We start from the raw sequence: 17,052 nt of genomic DNA, 5'->3' as shown, positions 1-17,052 counted from the left end.
AAAGTCGTAACCACGCTCCCTAAGCTACCCTTCACGCCATCAGTCATACCTGAGAATATCAAAGGGCCATCATTGCTCAAGGCAAATGGCCCATACAGCAGAAGGAAGCCACAGCCCCCTTCACGAAGCTGCAATTCTAAATACAGGCGTCACCGAACAACTCCATCTGGAGCTGGCCCTCAAGCATTTCATAGTATGATTTATCAACATCGATATTGCTTAAAGAGTTCTTCTCAACGTCATGGAAATGATGAGTGGCACTATCCCCCAGCAATACGGGTGGCAAATTCATGTGCTGCAAATTCATTGCACCATAGTTACCAAGGGTATAAGTCAAGTTATGAAACCCTGCCGCTGCCATGCTCACGATAGTCTTGTTGGGGCTCGATTGCAGTTTAACGGCAATGCTTGCACCCTCAACTAGCGCCGTTGCCTCATAATCTTTCTCGTAATGAATGCCAAATCGCAACAGTGTAGTTACAAGAGATAATCCAAAGCTCTGCAGATTGTCTAGAGAATTTCTATCCATGCTCATGCATAGGACGTAAAACAACACCCCAGGGTCGTAGTTTTCTAAACCCCGACGAATTGGTTTGGCTTCTGGTTGCCCATTACGCAACCCAACCACATCGTAGAAGGTTTGGATATTTCTCAAGATCGATCGGTATACACTTTCACTTGAATTTAGTACCACTCTAGCGATAATAGAGGATGCCAAGAAGCTAATGCTTGCCTCAGATGAATTAAACCTATTGGCTACTAGATGAGCGCATACTGAGTATTCGGTATGATTTTCATTGTAGAGATACTCCATTGTTTCTTTTTCATGCAGCTTAGTTTGAACAGTTCGCTCACCCTCATCCTCAATTCGCTTTATCAACGAGGCTGTGGCATCCAACTCGGCAGCCATGGCACAAGTTTCAAGCAGGGATATCGTAGAGATCGGAGAACGAACAATAGGCTCCCATCTTTCGTTGAAGAAGCGGATGAAGAATATCGGTCGCTCACCCGGCTTTCCATCATGACGGAACTGTTTACCAGAAGTAGGCCGCCATTGCCATGGACGGCCAGTATCATATTCCTTGGTGACAGTTGTGTAATAGTCAGGAAGCTTAATCCGTTTGAGGTGGTTGTAGCACGTTCGCATCACATGAAATTTCGACTCATCTGTCAATTCGCAAGTAAATGCACTATTCAGCGTCCTGAGATGCCGCAATCCCCAAAGAGTAGAGGTTGAGTCGACAAAGTGAGTGTATTCATGCACGGCCAAAACAAGAGCTTTCGCGTAGCGCGCGTAGCTCATCAAGTCAAATTTCTTTTCCGATTCTAAATCCGCCAGAGAAATCCCTTGTACATTGTGGGCTTCCAATGAGTCAAGCATCACCACACATGTATTGAAATCGAACTGACCCAGAGTATCAATCTTCCGCAGAGGATTCCAACGGGCACTTGTCTTCTTTACCTTCTCAGCCAAGGGCAGATTTTCGTGCGACATTCCTTTTCCTTAGAGCGATCAATTTATGTTGTTATAGCGCGGCAGAGGCCATTGTAGCAGAAGAAAATTTAATTAAGCAGCCTCAACTAAAAACTTTTCTAACCTCATAGCCAAAGTGCGCTTGAGCGACTACTACTCTAACTATGAGCAGGGATAAAAGCCCCTGAGTGCGAGAATTACTAGCAATCCGGGTGGCTCGTCTAAATACTTGGGATTCTCTTTTAACCACTTCACAACAATACGAGCTGCTTGCACATAACTAACAGAATTAGGCATACATACCCGCTCAGCAGGCGAAAGCCCTTTATCAATTGTTGGGAGTAATGACATAGTTCCTACAAGAACACCTTGGCAGTTGCCTGCATCAAAATGATCGCCAACCTTACCATAACTTTCGTTCCACTTAATTAACGCCTGACAGTGCAGCAACAGCCCGTTGCCGTCTAGCTCTGAAGCCTTCACATCTCCCGAAACAGGCAGAACTGTTAATAGTGCTGTGGTTATCGCCGCGATTATTGAAGCCTTCATAGCCTATCCCTTATATAGCTCGACAGAGATAAATTGGACAACATCTTACCCGCCCACCATAGTAGATAAACTTCATGCAAGGCGATTATCTACAAGGAAAAGCATCTTGGAATGCCCCAATGACTAGATAGCCTTCAGGATAGTGCATTTCGTTCGGATGGTCATTGATATATTTAACAACAATCCGAGCAATTTGAATATTAGTGGTATTCCCAGGCAGGCAAAACTGCTTCTCCTTGGAGATAGCACCATTCAACAGAACTGATAAAGACCCAACAGCATTAATTGAACCGAGACAGTATTGGGAGTTTAAAGCATTTCCTGAAGCACCATCGCTATCATACAGTTCAACGGTAGATTGACAGTCTCTCAGAAGAGTATTGCCGTCTGCCGCTGCACCGGGGCTATGAAGGATCACGGCTAGAGCTAATGTAGTCGCTATGGTATGCGTTCTCATGGGACACCCAAGGCAGGCCATCACAGTGAGCTAACTGTAGCAGGGTAAAAGCTGGATGATTTTCTATCCCCCGCGCCGCGAACGCTACGCACCTTGGGCTTGTTCTTGATTTTTGATTGGGAAATATAAGCTGAGGGGGTGAGAGGGGTGTGAGGTTTGGAAAGTGAGGTTTTGTGCGAGGGGTGTTTAACGCTGTGCGACCAGCCAAAGGAGAAACGTTCGTAATTTCATAATAACCCTGTGCCCCCTCAGAGCCCCTAGAGGTTCAGACAACCTTGTTCCAATGGCGTTTAACTGTGGCAATACCAATCTTGAGGTCTGCTGCTACCTGAGCTTGTGTCATGTCCTTGGCCTTGAGGCGTTGCACATCGGCTGTTGTGTCGAGAGCTTCAGGACGCCCCAGCTTCTTACCCTCAGTCTTGGCTCGTGCTAACCCTGCTTGGGTACGTTCGATCAGCAGATCACGTTCAAACTCTGCCACAGCACCCAGCACCTGCATGGTCATCTTGCCTGCTGCACTGGTGAGGTCTACGCCACCAAGGGCCAAGCAGTGGACACGTATACCACTCGACTCCAGATGCTCAACTGTAGCGCGTACATCCATGGCGTTACGGCCTAAACGGTCTAGCTTGGTAACGATCAACACGTCTCCAGATTCCATACGATCAAGCAGCTTCTGAAAGCCGGGGCGTTCTTTGGCTGCAATGCTGCCTGAAATGGTTTCCTCCACCACACGGCTCGCCTGTACATCAAACCCGGCAGATTTCACTTCCTGCAATTGGTTCTCTGTGAACTGGTTGGATGTGGATACTCGTGCATAAAGGAAGGTGCGGGACATGGCGGTCAGCTCCAAGGGATCATTTAACGTAGTATCAGTGTATCGAGGTATCAACAATTAACAAAGGCTAATTTAATGATGCCTAATACCGCCTGTCTGGAGCGTATCGTTTAACGACCGTTTAATGAGCCCGGCAATGAGTGGCCGTTTACTGCCTAAGTTTGAAAATTCCAGCTGTGATGGCGGACGCGTTCGCATCGAGAGTTTCCAATGCAGTCACGGCGTTCTCATGGACTTCGCATGAGCCACTGGCTTTAGCCCATAGGGCCACTTCTTCAATTGCAGCGGCTAACGCGTGTTGGTTGTGGAGCAGGAGGGTTAGCACATCTGCTGTCGCTATATGTGCGGCTGTATTGTCCGGCATGGTTGACGTCCTTGAAGAGGTGCAGAGATCGTAGTCCAGTGCATGGATGACTGGGCGACTCACTTCAACTCGTTATTGAGCTGCCGTGGCTGAATCTACCGGCAATGACTTTTCAAACTCTATGATCAGTTCGACCAGCCCGATTCCCAGTACCTTGCACAGGTCATGAAGCTGCACGATGTCCAAGCGACGTGTACCGCTTTCAACATCACTTATGAATGACTGTGGACGCCCCAAAGCTTTTGAGCACTCAACCTGCGTCAGGGCGGCTGCTTTCCTGTGCTTCTTCAGTAGGGTCAGTAGAACTGCGTGTTCGGGTCTATGGATCGTTTTGGGCATTGGCTGGATGGCTTCGGTTGGGAGCCTTGCAACCTATATCCGGTTTTCAGATATCTGAAATTCAGATAAAACTATTGCTTCTACGCCTTCCTATTCTCCAAGCAGAGACCAATCATGAACGATCAGCTCTACTATCTGACCAGTCAGAAGAAAACCACAAATCACATCCTGCACCTGCTGATGTGCGTCGTGACGTGCGGTCTTTGGGTGTTCGTGTGGGGTATGACGATGCGTGCGAATGACTGGCACAATCGCAAGATCGACAAACAGATCAAGCAGTTGATGAGCAATCGGTAAGGCTGGAACTCACTAAAATCCAATCTGTTGTGCCCGCGAATGGGAGCGAAAGCTGTGCAGGCTATCGCTCCTTTGCTTACTACTGTTGATACTGGAATGTAGGAGTCATCGCGTCAGCATTGGACCGCAGCCGATCAGCGTACTTAATCAATGCTCGTACGACGCGAAGATCAGGTGCAATTTCTCGCAGGTAATCACGAAGATGATCGTCAATCACATCAGCTTTCAATCTCTGCCAGTCGCAGTGGGCTTCCAAAGCATCCGTTCTCCATTCTCCGATCTGGCTTGATCCCTTGTGCATAATATCGGCTTGGAATCCGCCGCCAAACATGGTTACTCCCGGATACCCTGATCGAGGTGTTTTCCTTCTCCATCGCACTGCCATATTAATGCTCGGAGGTACGAAGCAGCAGGTATCAGGGCTGTAGATTCTGTTACCCGGTACAAGAATATCTTTGTCCAACTGGTAGTCGACGATGGAGTTCTGGTCAAACCACGCCTTAAAGTCAGAGTATCTATACCAACAGGGTGCTACGGTGCAATCAGCGTAGGTTGCACGAGACCTTGTTGAGTTTTCGTTGTAACAGCAATCAAACATTCTCTGCCAAACGTTGTACGACCAGTCGTCTGCACCGGAAGCGTCTTTGAAATCGTCAATGCCCACACCGAACAACAAATCACTTTTCAATGTGTCGGTGACTGGTTTTGGTATCGTAAATTCTATTGGTGCGTAGTCTGGGGTTCGTGTTCTTGAACCCTTACCAAGAGAAGGAAGGGATTCTGTTGCTTGTGTTTCGTATATCATGAACATATGGGCTCCTTGTTGTGTTGTTGGTGGTGGTATTCCTCTTCTTTTTGATTGAGGTATGTTCGACATGCCCGCCGAAAGGTCTTCTTTAATAATAGGAATTTGCTCAAGCCCTTTAATTACGGGGCTTGCGGCGGGATTTTTACGTAGTTTTCTCGAGAAAGTTACGTGAAGCTATGCTGCAACTAGTGTGACTTTGACTGAGGGCAGCCTGTCGCCAGTTTGGTTCAGATACCAGTCCTTCATGTACCGTTCTTGCGCGTAATCATCGCCCCGGAAGATCAGTCTAGGATTGATCACCAGCTTGATCTCGCCCTTGCGAATGTCACCTTTCCTTGATGTGCTGACCTGTACCATGTTGGCATTGATCAAGGTGTTCAGCTTTTTCATCAGGTTCGATTCTGTTGTGCTCAGTGCTTTCGCCAGATCCGCTTGAGGCAAGATGATGACGTTGTGGTACTGAACCAGTTCGTGCAGCGTACGAAGGGTGTTCATCATCGGCAGAGTGATACGGCAGTCCACGCCTGTACGGCGCCATACGCCATGGGCAATATCTTGTTCATCGATCAGTGAGTGCAGCGTATGTGCAGGCAGCTTGCGTCGGTCAATATGCTTCATGAACGCGCTTAGGTCGTCAGCACTCCGGCACTTGCTCAGTTCGGGTTGGTGCTCAGGGCGTTCGGAGAAAACGGAGGGCTTATCATCGTAGCCGAGGATTTCGCCGGTTTCTGAACTGATTAACAGTCCATCGACGTGAAGAAAGGGTGTTGCGGTAAAAGCTGGACAGTTAGGTGCCATTATTCATTCTCCTATATCAGTTCATTTCAGTAGGCAATTCCTCTTGGGTGGCTGCCGGTTAGTTGATAAATCGCAGGCAATATAAAGCCCCCTTGCAAGGCACCAATTTGGTGGTCGCGGCGGAGGCTTAAAAATGTCTGTTCTGCTCACTGAAGCAGGTTGTTAATACTACACGAATCCTGCGAAAAAGTAACCCCTGCGGCTTGACATTTACGAATCAAAAGTTTGGAAAAACTACTTTCCAGAGAGAGGGAAACGCATTTGCTTAGTCCAGATGGCTGATATGTCTTATAAACATTGGGGTTGGCGGGGAACATGACTGTATGTAGTCGATGGAAACCATTAGTTTGTCCGATCTTTTCAGTAGGTTATTCGAGGTTACTGAATGTGCATTAACGCCTCGACCATGGCTTTAATTGGTGTCCTACTCCCGTAGATGCCAAAAGTGACGGAGCTGTCTTCATGCCCCACCATCCGTTTGATCAGCGAGTCTTGAACGCCAGCGTCACGCAGGTCATCAATGAACGTATGGCGGAAGCTGTGGAACGTTTTCTTAGGGTCAGTAATCCCCCGTTTTGTCTTGTACCGTCCGAACCATTTACTAGGTGCATGGCCAAGCTTTCCTCGTACGGGTTCGAGCTCTGGGAACAGTCGATCTGCTCCGGTGGCTTTAACTGATCCAACATGCCGCAGTAGACCAAGTTCTAACAAGGCGGGGTGGAGAGGTAGCAAGCGTCGGCTACTTGAGTTCTTCAAGTTCTGACCTTCGCTGCTGTCATCGATACGGATGCATTGGATGCCCTGTTGCTGGATGAAGTCATTGACGTGCAATTGGCATAGCTCTTCCAGTCGGGCACCTGTATAGCGACCCAGCAATGGTATCCAGTACCGCCAAGGATGCTTACGAGACTCCACTTTGAGTCCATCCAGATTGATTAGGGTTGTCAGGTCGTGTCGTTCAAATGAAAGCCGTGCGTCCTTGGCCGAGCCTGTCATCACCTTCAGACCCGCCAGAGGATTGTCCGTGATGTAGCCGTTGGCCTTGCACCAATTGAGAAAGGCAGAGAGTTTACGAAGCCGGTTGTTCACCGTTACCGCAGAGATGGTCTTGTACGTGTCTGCCGACTCCACAACCTGTCGCAAAGACATACCTTTGAACTCAGGGCGTAGGCCAAAGTATTGAGGGCATCGGCTCAATCGTTCTTTCAGCAGTCGGGCTTGCTGAGCGTCGAAAGCTTCGACTGGCATGTCACCCATCAACTCAAACAGATCACGTAGGGCACGCTCCACCTCGAAGGTGCTGACGGTTCTCCATGTACTCCCACGTTTTCCCTCATCTATATAGCGCTTCGACAGGGTAGACAGAGGCGGACCATCAGCGACCGATTTCGCTGGCTTGGCGATGGGATGATGTGAGCGATGCATTGAGGGTGGGGCGGGGCATCTATCTCGCCATTCAGTGCAAAGCTTACGCAGCGTCAGGATGTCTGCCAAAGGGTGCTCACACAGGTAGCTATGCACTTGCTGGGCCAGTGAGCTGGCGAGGAATAATGCAGCCTGACGTTCTCGTAAGTTCAGGCACATACGCAAGGTGTGACGGTTTGGAAACAGATGCTTAGGCAATCGAAGGTTCAGGTAGTAGACCGATTGGCGGCGGACGATATAGGCCATGAGTGGAACACCAAAGTGGAACAGCAGAGTGGAACAATGCTGGTCGCACCTTGAGTTTTAACTGCCCGTGCAGTGAGTTCGCACGGTAGATATCCAGCAACCTCAAAAGCCTGAAACCCTCACCCCATAAGGGCCGCAACGATCAGCCGTGAACCCGGTCAGGCCTGGAAGGGAGCAGCCGCAGCGGTGACATTGTGTGCCGGGGTGTGGCTGGTGGGGTTACCACCTTAACGAACCGCGAGACCCTCTCTCGCGTCATCTGCCATAAACCATTTTTCCTTTGCTGCCATGGCATCTGCCCATCGCGGTTTCTTGTCGTCCGCGATTTACCGGCGACATGAAGAAGGAGCACGACCCGTCGAGCGCGACACGCCGGCCTCCTTTTTTCTTTTCTGGCTCTAAGGCTTGGACAAGGCCTGGTCAACCGCTGCAATCAGCTTTCCCAGATCCTTTGGGGGGGCTTTATGTATGACATCGAATAGATACGCCCGCTGTTCATCCTCATCGCCCAGGTCGGCGAAGAAGGCTTTCAGCTTCACCCCCAGCACATTGGCAAACATGAACAGTGCGTCCACGCTGGGGGTATAGGTGCCGGTTTCGAAGCGGCTGATGGTTTTGGGGTCAAAACCGGTTTTTTCGCCTAGTTCAGCCTGAGTAAGCCCCGCGACCTTGCGGTACCGCCGGATGGCTGGACCCAAACTTGAAATGTGCATCGCTCAATTCCCATTTAGAATCAAGAACTTAACGACAGATTTTGGCATTAGACAACTGCATGATCCATCACCTCGCTTTGCAAAATGTGATGCATTTCGTAGAATTGCCGGTCAAGCGCGACATTGAGTGAGCTTGTTTCAGATTATGGAACGATATGAAAAAGCCACTATTGCGCGTTCACGCAAGGCGGCGAGAACTACTTGAAGCCTTGCAGAATATTACCAGCATCGGTGTTGCTGCCTTGAACGGGTTCCACCGCCAGCGACAGCGAGCCTGACTCATGGATGAGAAGTACCGCAGGGCGGTGGATGCCGCCGCGATTTTTTCCGAGACCGATCTGAGCGGCCGGATCACTCACGTCAATGACCAGTTTTGCGCGGTGTCCGGCTACAGTCGTGAGGAGTTGCTTGGGCAAAACCATCGCATGCTCAACTCTGGCATGCACGCCACTGAATTCTTCGTCGAGATGTGGCGCACCATCGCCCTGGGTCATATCTGGAAGGGCGAGATCTGCAACCGTGCCAAGGATGGCAGCCTGTATTGGGTCGAAAGCACCATGGTGCCGGTGATCGATACGGCCACCGGGCGGGTCGAGCGGTACCTGTCGATTCGTTTCGACATCAGTGAAAAACGTCAGCTCCTGCATTCCCTGCAATGGCGGGTCGGCCATGACGTGCTCACCGGGCTACCCAATCGTGCCTTTCTCTCGGATCTGCTGGACCAGGCGCTGGAGTTCTCCCGGCAGGAGAGCATACCGCTGGCGGTATGCATGCTCGACCTCGACGGCTTCAAGGCGGTCAATGATGGCTACGGTCATGCCACTGGCGATCTTTTACTGGTGGAGGTGGCCAAGCGCCTGCGCAACATTGTGCGTGGCGAGGACGTGGTCGCGCGGCTGGCCGGCGATGAGTTCGTTCTGGTATTGCGTCATGTGCAAGACCTGCCGCAATTGCGGGCCACGCTGAGCCGGGTGCTGGGGGCCATATCGGTACCGTATTCGCTGCACGGTAAGGACATCAACGTGTTTGCCAGCATTGGCGTCACGCTGTTTCCTGACGATGACGAAGATGCCGGAACCCTGCTGCGGCATGCCGATCAGGCCATGTATGTGGCCAAGCAGAGCGGTCGCAAGCGCTTTCATTTATTCGACGTGATCCGCGACCGCCAAGTCCAGGCCACCCATGAGACGGTCGAGCGGGTGCGCCAGGCGCTGGTGACCGGCGAATTGCGCGTGCATTACCAGCCCAGGGTCGACATGCGCCACGGCCGGGTCGTCGGCTTGGAGGCCGCACTGCGCTGGGAGCACCCGCAAAACGGCCTGGTCCCCGCGCGGGATTTTTTGCCCCAGGTGGAAGAGACAGACCTGATCATCGATATCGGTGAATGGGTACTGGACCGAGTGTTGGCCCAACTCGATCATTGGCAGCAAGCCGGCCATGACTGGCCGGTGAGCATCAATATTGCGGCGCGGCATTTTCAGCGGGCGGATTTCGTCGAGCGGCTCAAGAACCTGTTGGCGCGGCACGAGCGGGTCGCACCGCAGCGCCTTGACCTGGAGATCGTCGAGTCGGTGGCGATCGAGAACATCCAGCATGTCAGTGCGTGCCTGCAGGCCTGCCAGGCGCTGGGGGTACAGTTTTCCCTGGGGGATTTTGGCACCGGTTACTCATCCCTGAGTTACCTCAAGCGCCTGCGCACCCAGACCATCAAGATCGACAAGTCCTTTGTGCGCGACATTCTTCACGACGGCGATGACCTGGCGTTGACCACTGCTGTGATCGGTCTGGCCCGGGCATTTGGCCGCCAGGTGATCGCCGAGGGGCTGGAAAGTATCGAGCACGGCAAGTTGCTGTTGCGCCTGGGCTGCGAGGTGGCCCAGGGGAGTTTCATCGCGCAGCCGATGCCCGCTGTCGACGTGCCGGGCTGGGTCGCGGGTTTTGTCACGCCAGCGCAATGGCGGGTGGCGGATGCGACCGCCTGCGGTCACGGCGCGGCTTCAGCCTTGTCGCCAATGTAGAGCCGAATGATGTCATCGATCTCCCCTGACATCTTCATGCGTAGCAACGTGCGCAGAATGCGCTGCACCGGCACCTTGGGATCGTTGCGCACATAACAGCCGACCTTTTGCTCCTGCAAGAGAGCCACGCTTTGCAGTTGCTGCTGCGGTAGCAATCGCTGGTTGAACCAGTCCAGGGTCCATTGGTTGCTGACCGCATAACGGTTGCGTCCGGCCTGCAGCTTCTCCAGCACCTGTTCCTGGTTGCGGGCATCGTCGCGATGCAGCCGGTTGGCGTCGAACAGCGGTTGCAGGGTCGGGTAGCTGTAACCGAGGACCGTGCCGATCGATTGATGCGTCAATTGGGTCGGGGTCACTGACGTCGTGGCGCCAGGCAGGCTGACCAGCAGGTCGGGTTGAGTCCAGAGCGGAATGCTCCAGATATAGTCGCCGGACTGGTTCGGCGTCCATGACTGCGCGGCGTAGCAGCGAATGTCGACCTCACCATGCTCCATGGCGTTCTGCACCCGGCCGCGGGGCAAGACGTGAAACTGCGCCGGTACACCGACCTGGGTGGCGAGGCTGAGCATCACGTCATACAGGATGCCCTGGGTCGGCCGCCCACGTTCGAGTTGCACCATCGGCATGGCCCAACTGTCAGGTATAACGAAGCGCAACGGCGCGTCAGCGGCCGCCCCGTCCAGGCTGATCAACAGCAGTGCCCCCAAGGCCAGCCGCATAAACGCTCCGATAAATCCTGCCAAAGTGCAGCTTAGCCAGATTAGACGAGCGCACCGGATGCAATTTGTGCCTTGCTCCGCTAGCATTAGCCGCTTCTGCTTCCTTCGCTGCGACGGTTTTCGATGAGTTATCAGGTTCTTGCACGTAAATGGCGTCCGCGCTCGTTCCGCGAAATGGTCGGCCAGACCCATGTGCTCAAGGCTCTGATCAATGCCTTGGACAGCCAGCGGCTGCACCATGCGTACCTGTTTACCGGTACGCGCGGGGTCGGCAAGACCACCATTGCGCGGATCATCGCCAAATGCCTGAACTGTGAAACAGGTATCACTTCAACGCCCTGTGGCGAGTGTTCGGTGTGCCGCGAGATCGATGAAGGCCGCTTCGTCGACCTGATCGAGATCGACGCCGCCAGCCGCACCAAGGTCGAGGACACCCGCGAGCTGCTCGATAACGTGCAGTACGCCCCCAGCCGTGGCCGCTTCAAGGTCTACCTGATCGACGAAGTGCACATGCTTTCCAGCCATTCCTTCAATGCGCTGTTGAAAACCCTCGAAGAGCCGCCACCCTACGTCAAGTTCATCCTGGCCACCACCGACCCGCAGAAACTTCCTGCAACGATTCTCTCGCGTTGCCTGCAGTTCTCCCTGAAGAACATGACCCCTGAGCGGGTGGTTGAGCATTTGAGCCACGTGCTGAGCGTGGAGAACGTGCCGTTCGAAGACGACGCACTGTGGTTGCTCGGTCGCGCCGCCGACGGTTCGATGCGCGATGCCATGAGCCTCACCGACCAGGCGATCGCCTTCGGTGAGGGCAAGGTCATGGCCGCTGACGTGCGGGCGATGCTCGGCACCCTCGATCACGGTCAGGTCTATGACGTGTTGCATGCGCTGATCGAAGGCGACGCCAAGGCCCTGCTCGAAGCGGTCCGCCACCTGGCCGAACAGGGCCCGGACTGGAACGGCGTGCTCTCGGAAATCCTCAACGTGCTGCACCGTGTCGCCATTGCCCAGGCCTTGCCTGAGGGCGTCGACAACGGTCATGGCGACCGCGACCGGGTCTTGGCCCTGGCCCAGGCCCTGCCGGCCGAAGACGTGCAGTTCTATTACCAGATGGGGCTGATTGGCCGCCGCGACCTGCCGCTGGCGCCGGACCCTCGTGGCGGCTTTGAAATGGTGCTGTTGCGCATGTTGGCGTTCCGGCCTGCCGACACCGCGGAGGCGCCGAGGCAACCGCTAAAGCCAGTGGGGATCAGCCAGGCCACGGTTGATTCCGCCAAACCAGTGGCTGCCACGCCGGTCGTTGCGTCAGTAGCCGCTGCGCCCGTTACGGCGCAGGCTCCGGCACCTGCGCCAGCGGCTCCTGTCGTTGTGCCCGAGCCGGAGCCCGAGCCGATGCCGGAGCCGGTCGTCGAGGCGGTCGTGGTCGAAGCAGTGGTCGACCTGCCGTGGAATGATCCGGTCGAGCCTGAAGTCGTTCAGCAGCCCGCCGTCGAGCCGGTGCTGGAAACCGCCAGCGAGCAGCCCGAGTTGCCGCCGATGCCGTTGCCGACGCCGGACAGCGTGGTGCCGGACGCGCCGGAGTGGGCTGCCGCGCCGATTCCTGAACCGACGGTGGCCGAAGTCGATGCCGGTACGCCGGGCATGGACCTGGATGACGAGCCACCGCTGGACGAAGATTACATCGAGCCTGACATCGACTCGGCCTACAGCTACCTCGACGAGTTGGCCAGCGAGCACGCCGCCGAGCCGGCTGCAGAGCCTGAGCCTGAGCCTGCCGCGGCACCTGCCACCGGCCTGGCCCTGCAATGGCTGGAGTTGTTCCCGAATCTGCCGATCTCCGGCATGACCGGCAGCATCGCCGCCAACTGCACGTTGATCGCCGTCGAGGGCGACAACTGGTTGCTGCACCTGGACCCGGCCCACAGCGCCCTGTTCAACGCCACTCAACAGCGGCGTCTCAACGAAGCGTTGAACCAGTATCACGGGCGGACCCTGACCCTGACCATGGAGCTGATCAAGCCCGAGCAGGAAACCCCGGCCCAGGCGGCCTCGCGCCGCCGTGCCGACCGTCAGCGCGAGGCCGAGGAGTCGATCCACGGTGATCCGTTCATCCAGCAAATGATGCAGCAGTTCGGTGCGGTCATCCGTAACGATACTATTGAACCTGTCGAGGCCCTGGTCAGTCAGGGCTAATAACTGAAGGCGTTCGCCCGAACGGGCCGGGCGCCGTTTAATCCAAGTACTTTTGAGGTGATTCCCATGATGAAAGGTGGCATGGCCGGCCTGATGAAGCAGGCGCAGCAGATGCAGGAAAAAATGGCCAAGATGCAGGAAGAGCTGGCCAACGCCGAAGTCACCGGTAAAGCCGGTGGCGACATGGTCACTGTGGTGATGACCGGTCGTCACGACGTCAAGCGCGTGACCATCGACCCAAGCCTGGTCGAAGGCCTGAGCGAAGATGACAAGGAAATGCTCGAGGCGGTGTTCGCTGCGGCCGTTAACGACGCCGTGCGCAAGATCGAAGCCAACAGCCAGGATAAAATGGGCAGCATGACCGCTGGCATGCAACTGCCACCGGGCATGAAACTGCCATTCTGATTCGCCATCAGGCGTCGGATGAGCTACAAAAAATGCCAGGCATCGCGCCTGGCATTTTTTTTGGCCGAGTCTGATCGTTCCCACGCTCTGCGTGGGAATGCAGCCCGGGACGCTCCGCGTCCCTTCCAAGGCCGAACGCGGAACGTCCGTTGAGGCGTTCCCACGCAGAGCGTGGGAACGATCAGGGCGAGACAGAAACATCGAACGCGACCCCGCCCCAACGGTCTGCTCCCTATACCGCTGAATTCATCGATCAAAGGAGACGCTGCCATGTCCGACCCCATGACCCTCAACCAACGAATCGTCCTGGCCTCGCGCCCGGTCGGCGCGCCAACGCCGGAAAACTTCCGCATGGAGCGGGTGGCGCTCCCTGATCTGGAAGAGGGGCAGGTGCTGCTCAAGACCCTTTACCTGTCGCTGGATCCCTACATGCGCGGGCGCATGAGTGATGCGCCGTCCTACGCCGCGCCGGTGGAAATCGGCGAGGTGATGACCGGCGGCGCGGTCAGCCGGGTCGAGCGTTCGCGCCATCCCAAGTTCCATGAAGGCGATCTGGTGGTCGGCGCCACGGGGTGGCAGAGCCACAGCATCAACGACGGTCGCAGCATCATCCCGATACCGTCGGGGCTGCCCAGCCCCTCCATGGCCCTGGGCGTGCTGGGCATGCCGGGCATGACCGCCTACATGGGCCTGATGGACATCGGCCAGCCAAAGGAAGGCGAGACCCTGGTGGTCGCGGCGGCTTCTGGCGCCGTGGGCTCGGTGGTGGGCCAGGTGGCGAAGATCAAGGGCCTGCGCGTGGTCGGTGTGGCCGGTGGCGCGGACAAGTGCCGTTACGTGGTCGAAGAGCTGGGCTTCGATGCCTGCGTCGACCACAAGAGCCCCGACTTCACCGATGAGCTGGCGCAGGCGTGCCCCAAGGGCATCGATATCTATTACGAGAACGTCGGTGGCAAGGTGTTCGACGCCGTGGTGCCGTTGCTCAACCCCAAGGCACGGATTCCGCTCTGCGGCCTGATTGCTTCCTACAACGCCAGCGAAGCGCCAAGCGGCCCGGATCGCCTGCCGCTGTTGCAGCGCACGCTGTTGACCAAGCGCGTACGCATCCAGGGCTTCATCGTGTTCGACGACTACGGTGACCGTCAGCCGGAGTTCATCAGCGCGATGGCGCCATGGGTGCGCGATGGCAAGGTGAAGTTTCGCGAAGACGTGGTCGATGGCCTGGAGAATGCGCCTGATGCGTTCATCGGCCTGCTCGAAGGCCGCAACTTCGGCAAGTTGGTGGTACGGGTCGCGCCAGCGCAATAATTGACGCTTACCAGAGGCGCGGGTATAAACCGCGTCTCGTTGTTTTCGTCGGACTTTTCCCCATGAGCTTCAGCCCTTTGATTCGCCAACTGATCGACGCCTTGCGAGTTTTGCCAGGTGTGGGTCAGAAAACCGCCCAGCGCATGGCGTTGCAATTGCTCGAGCGTGATCGCAGTGGCGGCTCGCGCCTGGCGCTGGCCCTGAGCCAGGCCATGGACGGGGTCGGTCACTGCCGCCTGTGCCGCACGCTGACCGAAGACGACCTCTGCCCGCAATGCGCCGACACCCGCCGCGACGACACTTTGCTCTGCGTGGTGGAAGGGCCGATGGATGTCTACGCCGTGGAGCAGACCGGTTTCCGTGGCCGCTACTTCGTGCTCAAGGGGCACCTGTCGCCGCTTGACGGGCTGGGGCCGGACGCCATTGGCATTCCGCAGTTGATGGCACGGATCGAGGAGGCGGGCACCTTCACCGAAGTCATCCTGGCCACCAACCCGACGGTGGAAGGTGAAGCTACCGCGCACTACATCGCCCAATTGCTCAGCAGCAAAGGCCTGGTCGCTTCGCGCATCGCCCATGGCGTGCCGTTGGGGGGCGAACTGGAATTGGTGGATGGCGGGACACTGGCGCATTCGTTTGCGGGGCGTAAGCCGATCTCCCTCTAAGTTATAGGGTGTTTTTTAATGACGCCTTCGCGAGCAAGCCCGCTCCCACATTGGTTTTGTGCACGCCGCAGATCTAATGTGGGAGCGGGCTTGCTCGCGAAGGCCGCGACTCGGTCCAACAGATTGACTCATTCCTGTTGAAAACCAAGCAAGCGCTCGGTTAACTTCGTTGAACCCTTCAGTGGAGTTCGCCGATGCCTGCCTTTCAGGAATACTTCGACCCCAGCCACCAAATGGTCCGCGACAGCGTCAGACGATTCGTCGAGCGTGAGATCCTTCCGGACATCGACCAGTGGGAAGAAGCCGAAAGCTTTCCCCGGGAGCTCTATCTGAAGGCCGGCGCGGCGGGCATCCTTGGCATCGGTTATCCAGAAAGCCTGGGCGGCAGCCACGAGGGCGATGTGTTCGCCAAGGTCGCCGCCAGCGAAGAACTGATGCGCTGCGGCTCCGGTGGCCTGGTGGCGGGGCTGGGTTCGCTGGACATCGGCCTTGCGCCAATTCTCAAGTGGGCCAGGCCTGAAGTTCGTGACCGAGTCGTGCCACAGGTGTTGTCCGGCGAGAAAATCAGCGCCCTGGCGGTCACCGAACCCGGCGGCGGGTCCGACGTCGCCAACCTGCAAACCCGCGCCGTGCGTGAGGGCGACTTCTATCGGGTCAGCGGCAGTAAAACCTTCATCACCAGCGGCGTCCGGGCGGATTTCTACACCGTTGCGGTGCGCACCGGCGAGCCAGGTTTCGCCGGCATCAGCCTGTTGTTGATCGAGAAGGGCACCCCGGGCTTCACCGTCGGACAGCCATTGAAGAAAATGGGCTGGTGGGCGTCAGACACGGCCGAACTGTTCTTCGATGAGTGCCGTGTGCCTGTAGGAAATCTGATCGGCAGTGAAAACATGGGGTTCGCCTGCATCATGGGCAATTTCCAGAACGAACGCCTGGCCTTGGCATTGATGGCCAACATGACCGCCCAGCTTGCCCTGGAGGAGAGCCTCAAGTGGGCGCGCGAGCGTGAAGCCTTTGGTAAGCCGATCGGCAAGTTCCAGGTGATCAAGCATCGCCTGGCGGAGATGGCCACGGCACTCGAAGTCTCAAGGGAATTCACCTACCGGCAGGCGGCGAAGATGGCCGCAGGCAAGAGCGTGATCAAGGAAATTTCCATGGCCAAGAATTTTGCCACGGATACCGCAGACCGGATCACCCACGATGCCGTGCAGATCCTCGGTGGCCTGGGTTACATGCGCGAGAGCCTGGTGGAGCGGTTGTATCGGGATAACCGGATACTTTCGATTGGCGGGGGGACGCGGGAAGTGATGAACGAGATCATCAGCAAGCAGATGGGGCTCTAAGCTTTGTGGTGTGACGGATGACGCCTTCGCCGGCAAGCCAGCTCCTACAGAGATCTTCGTCCCGCAGATTAACTGTAGGAGCTGGCTTGCCAG

General features: G+C 55.8%; 18 protein-coding genes and 1 other RNA gene. 8 read left to right on the top strand and 11 right to left on the bottom strand.

Features of this window, described 5'->3' with window-relative positions; all coding sequences use genetic code 11:
- Window positions 1–136 precede the first annotated feature (136 nt).
- The 6 genes from BKX96_RS11895 to BKX96_RS11880 all read right to left on the bottom strand — a co-directional run bounded on the left by BKX96_RS11895 (window position 137) and on the right by BKX96_RS11880 (window position 4,021).
- The gene (locus tag BKX96_RS11895) at window positions 137–1,495 is read right to left on the bottom strand and encodes a hypothetical protein (protein ID WP_077183994.1); all 1,359 of its coding nucleotides are present in this window, start codon (window positions 1,493–1,495) and stop codon (window positions 137–139) included.
- Between the two features lie 141 nt (window positions 1,496–1,636).
- Window positions 1,637–2,023 carry a Rap1a/Tai family immunity protein gene (locus BKX96_RS32255; protein WP_143512424.1) on the bottom strand — a complete coding sequence of 129 codons (387 nt, stop codon included), beginning with the start codon at window positions 2,021–2,023 and terminating at the stop codon, window positions 1,637–1,639.
- Window positions 2,024–2,108: 85 nt separating this feature from the next.
- Complete coding sequence (locus BKX96_RS32250; protein WP_143512423.1) at window positions 2,109–2,480, bottom strand: Rap1a/Tai family immunity protein; 372 nt, start codon at window positions 2,478–2,480, stop codon at window positions 2,109–2,111.
- A gap of 265 nt (window positions 2,481–2,745) precedes the next feature.
- Window positions 2,746–3,318 carry a recombinase family protein gene (locus tag BKX96_RS11890; protein ID WP_077183993.1) on the bottom strand — a complete coding sequence of 191 codons (573 nt, stop codon included), beginning with the start codon at window positions 3,316–3,318 and terminating at the stop codon, window positions 2,746–2,748.
- A 148-nt stretch (window positions 3,319–3,466) separates the two neighbouring features.
- Window positions 3,467–3,682 (bottom strand): hypothetical protein, encoded by a 216-nt coding sequence (locus tag BKX96_RS33210; RefSeq protein WP_077183992.1) that lies wholly within the window; start codon window positions 3,680–3,682, stop codon window positions 3,467–3,469.
- A gap of 72 nt (window positions 3,683–3,754) precedes the next feature.
- The gene (locus BKX96_RS11880; protein ID WP_077183991.1) at window positions 3,755–4,021 is read right to left on the bottom strand and encodes a helix-turn-helix domain-containing protein; all 267 of its coding nucleotides are present in this window, start codon (window positions 4,019–4,021) and stop codon (window positions 3,755–3,757) included.
- A 114-nt stretch (window positions 4,022–4,135) separates the two neighbouring features.
- Between BKX96_RS11880 and BKX96_RS11875 the strand changes: the two genes are divergently transcribed.
- Entirely contained in the window at window positions 4,136–4,318 is a 183-nt protein-coding gene (locus BKX96_RS11875) for a hypothetical protein (protein ID WP_077183990.1), read from the top strand.
- Between the two features lie 79 nt (window positions 4,319–4,397).
- Here BKX96_RS11875 and BKX96_RS32245 read toward each other — a convergent pair whose 3' ends face one another.
- The 3 genes from BKX96_RS32245 to BKX96_RS11860 form a co-directional block, all read right to left on the bottom strand.
- Window positions 4,398–5,129 carry a hypothetical protein gene (locus BKX96_RS32245; protein ID WP_143512422.1) on the bottom strand — a complete coding sequence of 244 codons (732 nt, stop codon included), beginning with the start codon at window positions 5,127–5,129 and terminating at the stop codon, window positions 4,398–4,400.
- Between the two features lie 171 nt (window positions 5,130–5,300).
- Window positions 5,301–5,924: a hypothetical protein gene (locus BKX96_RS11865; protein WP_077183988.1), complete on the bottom strand. Its 624-nt coding sequence runs from the start codon at window positions 5,922–5,924 to the stop codon at window positions 5,301–5,303.
- A gap of 378 nt (window positions 5,925–6,302) precedes the next feature.
- Window positions 6,303–7,595: a site-specific integrase gene (locus tag BKX96_RS11860; protein WP_077183987.1), complete on the bottom strand. Its 1,293-nt coding sequence runs from the start codon at window positions 7,593–7,595 to the stop codon at window positions 6,303–6,305.
- 129 nt (window positions 7,596–7,724) lie between these two features.
- On the opposite strand from BKX96_RS11860, the gene ffs reads away from it, so the two are divergent.
- Window positions 7,725–7,804: signal recognition particle sRNA small type (gene ffs / locus BKX96_RS11855), an RNA gene on the top strand.
- 189 nt (window positions 7,805–7,993) lie between these two features.
- Here ffs and BKX96_RS11850 read toward each other — a convergent pair.
- Window positions 7,994–8,308, bottom strand: coding sequence for a helix-turn-helix domain-containing protein (locus BKX96_RS11850; RefSeq protein WP_046819450.1), 315 nt, complete (start codon window positions 8,306–8,308; stop codon window positions 7,994–7,996).
- 281 nt (window positions 8,309–8,589) lie between these two features.
- Here BKX96_RS11850 and BKX96_RS11845 point away from each other — a divergent pair, with 281 nt between their 5' ends.
- A complete protein-coding gene (locus BKX96_RS11845) occupies window positions 8,590–10,326 on the top strand; it encodes a putative bifunctional diguanylate cyclase/phosphodiesterase (RefSeq protein WP_077183986.1) in 1,737 nt (578 codons plus the stop codon).
- Here the strand turns inward: BKX96_RS11845 and BKX96_RS11840 are convergent.
- Window positions 10,293–11,045, bottom strand: coding sequence for a substrate-binding periplasmic protein (locus BKX96_RS11840; RefSeq protein WP_077183984.1), 753 nt, complete (start codon window positions 11,043–11,045; stop codon window positions 10,293–10,295). The two genes, BKX96_RS11845 and BKX96_RS11840, sit on opposite strands and share 34 nt — an antisense overlap.
- A gap of 123 nt (window positions 11,046–11,168) precedes the next feature.
- Here BKX96_RS11840 and dnaX point away from each other — a divergent pair, with 123 nt between their 5' ends.
- The 5 genes from dnaX to BKX96_RS11815 all read left to right on the top strand — a co-directional run bounded on the left by dnaX (window position 11,169) and on the right by BKX96_RS11815 (window position 16,959).
- Window positions 11,169–13,238: a DNA polymerase III subunit gamma/tau gene (dnaX, locus tag BKX96_RS11835; protein ID WP_046819453.1), complete on the top strand. Its 2,070-nt coding sequence runs from the start codon at window positions 11,169–11,171 to the stop codon at window positions 13,236–13,238.
- A 66-nt stretch (window positions 13,239–13,304) separates the two neighbouring features.
- On the top strand, window positions 13,305–13,643 hold the full coding sequence (locus BKX96_RS11830) for a YbaB/EbfC family nucleoid-associated protein (RefSeq protein ID WP_007933349.1): 339 nt from the start codon (window positions 13,305–13,307) through the stop codon (window positions 13,641–13,643).
- A 270-nt stretch (window positions 13,644–13,913) separates the two neighbouring features.
- Window positions 13,914–14,951, top strand: coding sequence for an NADPH-dependent curcumin/dihydrocurcumin reductase (curA, locus tag BKX96_RS11825; RefSeq protein ID WP_077183983.1), 1,038 nt, complete (start codon window positions 13,914–13,916; stop codon window positions 14,949–14,951).
- Between the two features lie 62 nt (window positions 14,952–15,013).
- Window positions 15,014–15,616 carry a recombination mediator RecR gene (gene recR / locus BKX96_RS11820; protein WP_046819456.1) on the top strand — a complete coding sequence of 201 codons (603 nt, stop codon included), beginning with the start codon at window positions 15,014–15,016 and terminating at the stop codon, window positions 15,614–15,616.
- Between the two features lie 194 nt (window positions 15,617–15,810).
- Window positions 15,811–16,959: an acyl-CoA dehydrogenase family protein gene (locus BKX96_RS11815; protein ID WP_077183981.1), complete on the top strand. Its 1,149-nt coding sequence runs from the start codon at window positions 15,811–15,813 to the stop codon at window positions 16,957–16,959.
- Window positions 16,960–17,052: the final 93 nt, after the last annotated feature.

This window comes from Pseudomonas putida (assembly GCF_001976065.1).
Classification (GTDB): domain Bacteria; phylum Pseudomonadota; class Gammaproteobacteria; order Pseudomonadales; family Pseudomonadaceae; genus Aquipseudomonas; species Aquipseudomonas serbica.
The sequence above is the reverse complement of the archived record's forward strand: the minus strand, read 5'-3'. Positions and strand labels throughout refer to the sequence as shown.